The organism is Mycobacterium sp. (assembly GCF_035653355.1).
Lineage (GTDB): Bacteria > Actinomycetota > Actinomycetes > Mycobacteriales > Mycobacteriaceae > Mycobacterium.
The window spans coordinates 1-2,567 of the sequence record NZ_DASRBZ010000256.1 but is presented as its reverse complement, the minus strand read 5'-3'; the positions used below and the strand labels follow the sequence as shown (position 1 = coordinate 2,567).

General features: G+C 65.5%; 1 protein-coding gene and 1 pseudogene. One reads left to right on the top strand and one right to left on the bottom strand.

From position 1 onward, the window contains the following. Nucleotides 1-922 (top strand): annotated as a pseudogene (locus tag VFA16_RS08870) (hypothetical protein); the annotation flags it as partial. 16 nt (nt 923-938) lie between these two features. On the opposite strand, the gene VFA16_RS08865 reads toward VFA16_RS08870, so the two are convergent. Then, nucleotides 939-2,567 (bottom strand): ADOP family duplicated permease (locus VFA16_RS08865; protein WP_324967452.1); only part of this gene is annotated, 1,629 nt, incomplete at its 5' end.

Below are 2,567 nucleotides of genomic sequence, written 5' to 3'. Positions count from 1 at the left end.
TACGATCACAGCAACGAATCAGGCCGGCTCGTCCACATCCTGTACGGTAACGGTGCAAGTGACTCCGGGCACGGCGCCCCGCATCGACCGCTTCACGGCGAATCCGGCTTCCATCGCGCCCGGCGCCACCTCGACGCTGGTCTGGCAGGTGGAGAATGCAACAACGGTAAGTATTTCGCCGACGGTCGGCACAGTGCAGCAGGTCGGCACGCAGGACGTCACGCCCGCCCAGACCACCACGTACACATTGACGGCAAGTAATCAGTTCGGCCAGGTGACCGCGACGGCAACGGTGACCGTCACTGCACCTCCGCCAGCTGCGACGGTGTCGATCACATCGTTCACTGCGACGCCGCCGACGAGCCCGAGCCCGGGCAGTCCAGTTGTGTTGACCTGTCTGGCCTCGAACGCCACGGCGGTGAGCATCAACGGCGTCGGACCGGTGAACAAGAGCGGTCAAGTGACCGTGAACCCGCAGCAGACCACGACGTATACCTGCACCGCTACCGGTGCAAACGGCGGGTCGGCAACGGCTACTGTGACAGTGACCGTAACGCCCACCCCGCCTCCAACCGGCACGCCGCCGACGATCGTAGTCGGTGGGCTGAACGGGCTGGTCTGCGCGACGCCTGCTGTCGCGGCCGGCAGCAGCGGCAACACGATCGTTTGCCAGACGGTGGTCCGGCAAGTGACGCTCGATCTAAGCCAGTCGACGAGCTCGACCGGCGCGACACCGCTGACGTTCATCACCACGTCGCAAAGCATCTCGTCGGCGGTATTGAACCCAACTTCATCGCAGCCGACGGTGCAGCTATCCGAACAGTTCGGCGACTACTTCTTCAACGTGACGGTGACGGACGCGAAGGGCAATACGGCAACGGCGGTGGTTGACATCCAACTAGTTGTGACGCGCGTTCGTTAAGGAACAGCGCCCGCTCTCATTCCTGCCGAAGCGCGGCGAGGGGATCGATCCTCGTCGCGCGCCGCGCAGGCACGTAACTGGCGGCGATTGCGATGGCGGCGATTGCCACAGCGACGGCGACGTACGTGGCCGGATCGGCCGGTTTCACTTCGAAGAGCATGCTGGCGAGCAGCCGGCTGGCCGCTAGCGCCGCCGCAATGCCGATCGCCACTCCCGCGCCGGCGAGCACGGCCGCCTGCCGAAGCACCATACCGAGCACGTCCGAAGATGCTGCGCCCAAAGCCATGCGCACCCCAATCTCGCTCGACCGCTGGCCGACGACGTAAGCCATTACGCCGTACACGCCCGCCATTGCGAGCGCGACCGCAAGCGCCGCGAAAATACTGAGCAGCAGCGTGCGGAACCGCGGCGCCGCGATATTCCCGGACAGCGATGCCTCCATCGTCGTAAACTTCACCGGGATGTCGGGCGAGAGGTCGTGTACCTTGCGCCGCATCGCCTGCTCGATCGGGCCGGGCGCGGTCTTCACGCGCGCAACGATCTGCAGCGCGCTCGATCGCGCGGGGTGCTGCTGAAACGGCATGTAGATCTCAGGTCCTGGCGCAATCGCCGGACCGTATTGCCGTACATCGCCTACAACCCCGACGATGGTCATCGGCTTCATGCTTCGAAGGTCGACGCCGCATACGATCTTGCGCCCGATCGGATCCTCGCCGGGGAAAGATTTCCGCGCCAGCGACTGGTTGACGATGGCCGCCAGCGGTGCGTCGAACGTATCGGCATCCGAGAAATCGCGCCCGCGGATCAGCGGGATTTCCAGTGTCTCAAACGCGCCCGGCGTCACAACCGAAAAAACGGCTTGCGGGACGTTCGCCATCCCCACTTCGGTTTTCGGCCATTCATTCATCCAATAGCCGCCGTCCGATGCCGGATGACCGGGCAGGCCCTCCATGCCGGCCGCCGCGGCTATGCCGGGAATCGAAGCGACCTGCGTGAGAAGGCCGGCATAGAGGCGTGTCGCGCGCCGGCTGCTCTCCTCGCTCGCGGAGGTCGGCACACTGGTCTCCATCACGATCAAATTGTCCGGCCTGAAGCCGAGCACCACATCGTTCAGCGCGACGAAGCTCTTGATCAGCAGTCCCGCGCCGACCAGCAGGACGACCGAAAGCGCGACCTCGGCGACGACCAACCCGGAGCGAAGCCGTCCGCTTCCACCGCCCACAACGGTGCGCACGCCGCCCTGCTTCAGCGCTTCGTTCAAATCGACGCGCGAAATCTGAAACGCGGGAGCAAGCCCGAACAGCAGGCTGGCGGCAAACGAGGCCGCGAGGGTAAACGCGAGCACGGATGGATCGACGCCGATGTGCTCGAGCCGCGGCACGTCCGCCGGAGCAAGACTGGCGAGCGCGGTCGATCCCCACCCGGCGATCAGGAGGCCCAACACGCCCGCCGCAACCGCCAGGACCATGCTCTCGGTGAACAGCTGCCGGACAATACGGCCGCGGCCGGCCCCGAGCGCCGCGCGGATCGCCACCTCTCTGGTTCTGCCGCTGGCGCGCGCAAGAAGAAGATTCGCCACGTTCGCGCAAGCGATCAGCAGCACCAGCGCGACGGCGCCCAGCAGCATATATAACGTCAGGCGCAC